General features: G+C 59.0%; 4 protein-coding genes and 3 pseudogenes. 2 read left to right on the top strand and 5 right to left on the bottom strand.

All coding sequences use genetic code 11. From position 1 onward, the window contains the following. Nucleotides 1-381 (top strand): annotated as a pseudogene (locus ABVQ20_RS40170) (PLP-dependent aminotransferase family protein); the annotation flags it as partial. 136 nt (nucleotides 382-517) lie between these two features. Here ABVQ20_RS40170 and ABVQ20_RS40175 read toward each other — a convergent pair. Then, nucleotides 518-710 (bottom strand): annotated as a pseudogene (locus tag ABVQ20_RS40175) (ATP-binding protein); the annotation flags it as partial. A gap of 259 nt (nucleotides 711-969) precedes the next feature. On the opposite strand from ABVQ20_RS40175, the gene ABVQ20_RS40180 reads away from it, so the two are divergent. After that, a complete protein-coding gene (locus ABVQ20_RS40180; RefSeq protein WP_354465374.1) occupies nucleotides 970-2211 on the top strand; it encodes an ATP-grasp domain-containing protein in 1242 nt (413 codons plus the stop codon). Nucleotides 2212-2570: 359 nt separating this feature from the next. Here the strand turns inward: ABVQ20_RS40180 and ABVQ20_RS40185 are convergent, their stop codons facing one another. The 4 genes and pseudogenes from ABVQ20_RS40185 to ABVQ20_RS40200 all read right to left on the bottom strand — a co-directional run. Continuing rightward, a complete protein-coding gene (locus tag ABVQ20_RS40185) occupies nucleotides 2571-3053 on the bottom strand; it encodes a hypothetical protein (RefSeq protein WP_354465376.1) in 483 nt (160 codons plus the stop codon). A 216-nt stretch (nucleotides 3054-3269) separates the two neighbouring features. Further along, the gene (gene istB / locus ABVQ20_RS40190) at nucleotides 3270-3998 is read right to left on the bottom strand and encodes an IS21-like element helper ATPase IstB (RefSeq protein WP_435528522.1); all 729 of its coding nucleotides are present in this window, start codon (nucleotides 3996-3998) and stop codon (nucleotides 3270-3272) included. A 15-nt stretch (nucleotides 3999-4013) separates the two neighbouring features. Next, entirely contained in the window at nucleotides 4014-4355 is a 342-nt protein-coding gene (locus tag ABVQ20_RS40195) for a hypothetical protein (protein ID WP_354465378.1), read from the bottom strand. Nucleotides 4356-4464: 109 nt separating this feature from the next. Further along, nucleotides 4465-4794 (bottom strand): annotated as a pseudogene (locus ABVQ20_RS40200) (transposase); the annotation flags it as partial. Nucleotides 4795-4938 lie beyond the last annotated feature (144 nt).

Below are 4938 nucleotides of genomic sequence, written 5' to 3' on the forward strand. Positions count from 1 at the left end.
CCAATGCTGAGCGAGGCAGTGGTGCGGCTGATTGAAAACGGCAAGCTGGAAGAACTTCTGCGTGAGCGGCGCCGGCAGGCGCTGGAGCGTTACCGCGTGTTCCTGGAGGTCTTTCCCAATGCCACAAAACTTCAGTTCCCAGCCTTCTTCGGATGGTTGCCATTGCCGCCGGAGTGGTCCGCAGATCGATTTGCCGCCGCTGCGCGGGGTCGCGGCATATTTGTGACGCCGCCCATCGCCTCCGGGGTGGGAGAGGCTGACCCCGGCGCAATCCGCATTTGCCTTGGCGCGCCAAAGGATCTTAGAGAACTCTCCGATGTGCTTCAGGCCCTGCGCGATATCTTGAGTCGCCACCCAGCAAGCGTCGTTTCCGTCGCATAGCTGGATGCTTGTTTCCGGCCAAGTCTGTCAATCGGACTTGAATCGGCACGCCGGTAGGCGTGCAAAAGGCAGGTAAGGTTGGTTCAGGCGCGGTTTTTGAAACGCCAGGATTCGTTGCCGGTTTCAACCATTTCGCGGCGAGCCGCCTCTGCTTGCCGTTACGGTGTTTGGTCTCGATCCGGTTGACGAGGTAAACAACATTGTAGAAGCGGCCGCGAGCCCCGTTGCGATCGAGCGACTGCGATGGCGGGATGCGACTTGCCGGTTGCGGTGCTGCCAATGAAGGCGGCATTGCGCTGGTCAGCGATGAAAGTACCGGTGGCAAGCTCACCATCAGCGAAATGCGCAAATCAGCGCCCCTTGAAGATCGCACCCCGCCCGACCTTCATCGAGACGCTCCGTGCCCCACCGCCGATCGTCAAACCTTGCAACAAATCCTTCAAGTAAAATTTACAAAATCTTTGCGACCGCAAATCCTTAACGATGGTACGTTCCTCAGCAACCTCAACGGCGGGCGGCACCGCAAGTCTGAGGTACGACTGAAATGCCGCTGCCGATGTACGCTAAGACAGTAGAGGTGTCAAAAGAATGTCAAGAAGAGCTCTGATCTTGATTGAAGGCGGAGCATGGGGTTGTTGTCTTCTATACGTCCAAGTGGCCAATCGTCTTGGTCTTCACACAATTAACCTGTCGGCTAACCCCGATCATCGGGACTTTCTTGTGGCCGGATGTGAGGCAATCCGCGTGGATACAGGCAATCTCGATGCTCTAATCGGCGAATGTTCCCGGTTGCGTGCCGCCCATGAGATTGTTGGCATTGTATGCGCCGAGGAGCGGGTCCATGCGACAGTTGGCAAGCTCTGCCAGTATTTCGATCTACCGGGACCGAACCCGGCATCGATCGAACTATGCTGCGACAAATTTACCCAACGTCAGCTCCTGGCGCAGGCCGACATTCCAATCCCTGCTTATCGTTTGGCAGCGAACGCGAGGGACGTAGAAAGCTCTGCTGCGGAGATCGGCCTTCCAGTAATTCTTAAGCCGGCCGTGGGCAGCGGCAGCGTCGGTGTCCGATTGTGCCGGAACTTCGATGAGGTAGCCGACCATACGACCTACCTGTTAGGCGGGAAGCATATATGGCAATCTTCGCCGAGGATACTGGTCGAAGAGTTCGCCCAAGGCCCACATTATCTCGCTGCAACGATGGGAAATGAGGTCATTGGCTTCGGCGCCGCTGAGTACGGCCCTCCACCGCATTTTGTCTTTCGCCAGTTGACCTTTCCGGCCCAGCTAACCGATGATCAGCGTGAGCGTCTCGCTGGTGTTTCGCTGAGCTGTTTGCGAGCTCTCGGCCTTGGCTGGGGGCCAACAAACATTGAAATCCGGTGGACGGAGCGTGGCCCAGTCGTCATTGAAGTCAATCCGCGTCTTGCTGCCGCGCCTGAGCCTCAACTGCTTCAGCTGGCTTACGGTATCGATCTCATCGCCGAGCATATCAAGCTTGTCATCGGCGACGACTGGAATTTGCGCAAAACGCATTCGTACACTGCGGTCGCACAGTCCCTAATTCCTGATCGGGATGGCACTCTCGATGGGATCGATGGCGAGCGTCGGGCAGCAGCTATACCAGGTGTCGCCGAGGTCAAACTCTATGTCGAACCCAAGACGCGGATCGTCAGGAAGGGCGATTTCCACGACCGCATGGGATATGTCATCGCGGCTTCACCCAGTCGTGCTGAGACCGACGCGATACTTCAGCGCGCCGTCGACTTAATCAACTGGTCGATCACACCGTTTCCGCCCCTTGGCGAACAGGAACAATCTGAATGACGCTTCAAACTGGACGGTTTTTGGCCAGGGCGGGGATTGGTCATTTGCGGGGGATGGGCGATGTTTCCCTTACGGTGTCAAAGATCTGTCCGCGCCAAACGCCTTCGGGGACGTCCGATTGGCGGTTGCCAGTCGATTGCTGAGACCACGAACGGCCGGCTTCGAGCTCTCAAAACGGCGCGCAAGCAGCTGATCCGCAGACGAACTCGCTGCCATTATCCACATCCAGCGCTCTCAGGGCAAAGCGTTGCCACCAAGGAGTAGTAAAGGCGTCGACTAAAATGGTATCGCCGGGCCTGGGTTCGATATTGTCGCGTTGCCTCAAGGAAAATGTTACCGCGTGGCCTTGGTTGCCTCACCTAAAATGTTACCCGTGAAGGCGAATACCGCCATGATGGCAAGCCCATGCGGATGCGCTCGAGTGTCTCGACCACGAGGGTGCCTTCTCGGACCACGATGGGCGCGGCCTCCGTCCATCCGCTCGCGATATCGGTCAGAACCAGGCTGTGAACGTAGCTACCGCGGTTGGCCTCTCCGCAATGAGCAACCAGGTCCATTTCCATGCTGCCGGGAAGCGGCTCGTTCCAGTCAGCAAAGGTGCGCATCTTGATGCGCCGCCGGGGCTCTGGCACGACCCTTGGCTTCTTTTTCGTACGCATGGTGCGCCTCGGCATTTGGAGCAAGCGGTCGATCGTCGCGGCGCTCATCGACAGGATCTTGTGGCGTATCTCCTCCTCGAGCTTCAAATGATCGTTGCGTTCCAGCGCCGGCAATAGAATGGGCAGCAGTGCCTTAAGGCGCTTGCCGCAGACTCGATCTGAAGCTTCCCACAGCACAATCAACGCGCCCCGAGCGGCCTCGTCATAGAGCGACGGGCGTTGACGGGTCTGCCGGCTCCTCGGCTGCGGGGGGCTGTTCAGGACACGGATTGCGGACTTTTCATGATACGCCGCCCGTCTCGGCGAAATTCCTTAATCCGCTGAACAAATTCGGTTATTTTCTCTGCGACAGCACGCCCCGTCGCCGCGATAAACTCCTCCAAGATCCTGCGCTTGTCCTTAGTCGCTGCGGCCGCATAGCGATCCCTGACCGCATTGGCCAGTTCCATGCGCATGGCATGTGTCATCTTCGTCGTCATGATGCCTCCCTCGTGGTGAAAGCATGTCATACCAGTGATCCACGGGAATTTGACTTGTGACGATGGTGGAACGGTTCTCGTAGCGATCCTCGACGATTTCCAGGAGATCGCGGCGTTGTTCGTCGTTGAGCTTCTCCGGCCCCCAATCGTCTAAAATAAGCAAGTCCGTCTTGGCCAGGCTCTTGAGCAGCTTCGCGTAACGGCCGTCTCCGCGGGCAAGGGCGAGCGAGGCGAAGAGGCGCGGCACACGGTGGTACGCGACCGAGAGATCTTCGCGGCATGCCTTGTGGCCGAGCGCGCAGGCCAGCCAGCTCTTCCCGACGCCGGCTGGTCCGATCAGGAGCAGGCTATGGCGCTGTCTGATCCAGTCGCATGTCGCCAGCCTCATGAAGAGATTGCGATCAAGACCGCGGATTGCCCGGAAATCGGCGTTCTCGATCTGGGCGTCATGACGTAATTTAGCGGCACGGGCTCTGGCCTCGAAGCGCTTCTGACGGCGCGTTGTCGCCTCCCGTTCGAGCAGGAGGGCAAGCCATTCGCCATGCTGGAGGGCTCTTGCCTCCGGCTGCGTCTCCAGTTCCTGGAACGCGTTTGCCATGCCGGAAAGGCCGAGTTCGCGCAGCATGTCGATGGTGGGATTGGTCAGCATTTGTTGATTATCTCCTTAATGAAAGTAGCCTGGGCCGCGAAGATTGGCGTGCTCGCCGACGGCGGCAGGTTCGGCGGTGTGCCTGGAGGCTTTGTGGGATTTGATGAGGGCGCTGATGCTTTTGCAGTTCAGGCCGCCGATCTCGAGAGCACGGGCCGAAACGGCTTCGGCCTGTGCTGTGTCGATCGCCTGGTAGAGCTTGAGAACGCCGAGGCATGTTCTAAATCCCTGTTCCGGATGCGGCCGGCTGGCAAGGATGGCGATGACGAGCCCCTCGGTCTGTGGACCGATCGAACGAGCCCAGCGCCGGAAGCGCTCCGGCGACCATTCCGCGTAGCGGCGGTGCGAACTGGGCATGTGGTATAGCGCGACAATCTGGGAGAGAAGCCGTATTGCCTCACCCTGGAATGCTCCCGAACGATCTTTCCGTTGCCTCACCATAATGTTCCCCTGGGCTAGGATTCAATCAATGCGCGATCGGCTCGATGCCGGGCTCCACGTGCATTGGGCCGAACACCATCGCGTGTGCCTTTTCCTTCCGCCAGATCTTCAAGCGGCGCTGCAGCGTGCGCAGAAGTGGATCAGGATATTGCCCCGGCTGCTCCGCCTGCAGACGCACCAGTAGTTCGCGGCTCGTCCGCCAAGGCTCTTCGTCGAACCACGCGCGCAACTGGCCTGTGACCTTCACGAGCGGATCCGGTCGGCGACGCCCTCGCTTTTGCCTCGACCTGGCTCTTGCGGTTGGGCGGACTTCCCCCTCCTTCCAGGCCGTCCGCAGACTCGACAGGAACTGGTCCTATAGCGCGACAATCTGGAAGAGAGGTCGCATTGCCTCGCCTGAATTGTTCCTGGATGTTAAGCCGTTGCCTCATCTGATTTGCTCCCCGCATTTGTGTGGCAGGAGCAAATCAGATGAGGCAGGTCAGCATGGCGACGCGGG

The sequence above is a fragment of the Mesorhizobium shangrilense genome, assembly GCF_040537815.1.
Lineage (GTDB): Bacteria > Pseudomonadota > Alphaproteobacteria > Rhizobiales > Rhizobiaceae > Mesorhizobium > Mesorhizobium shangrilense.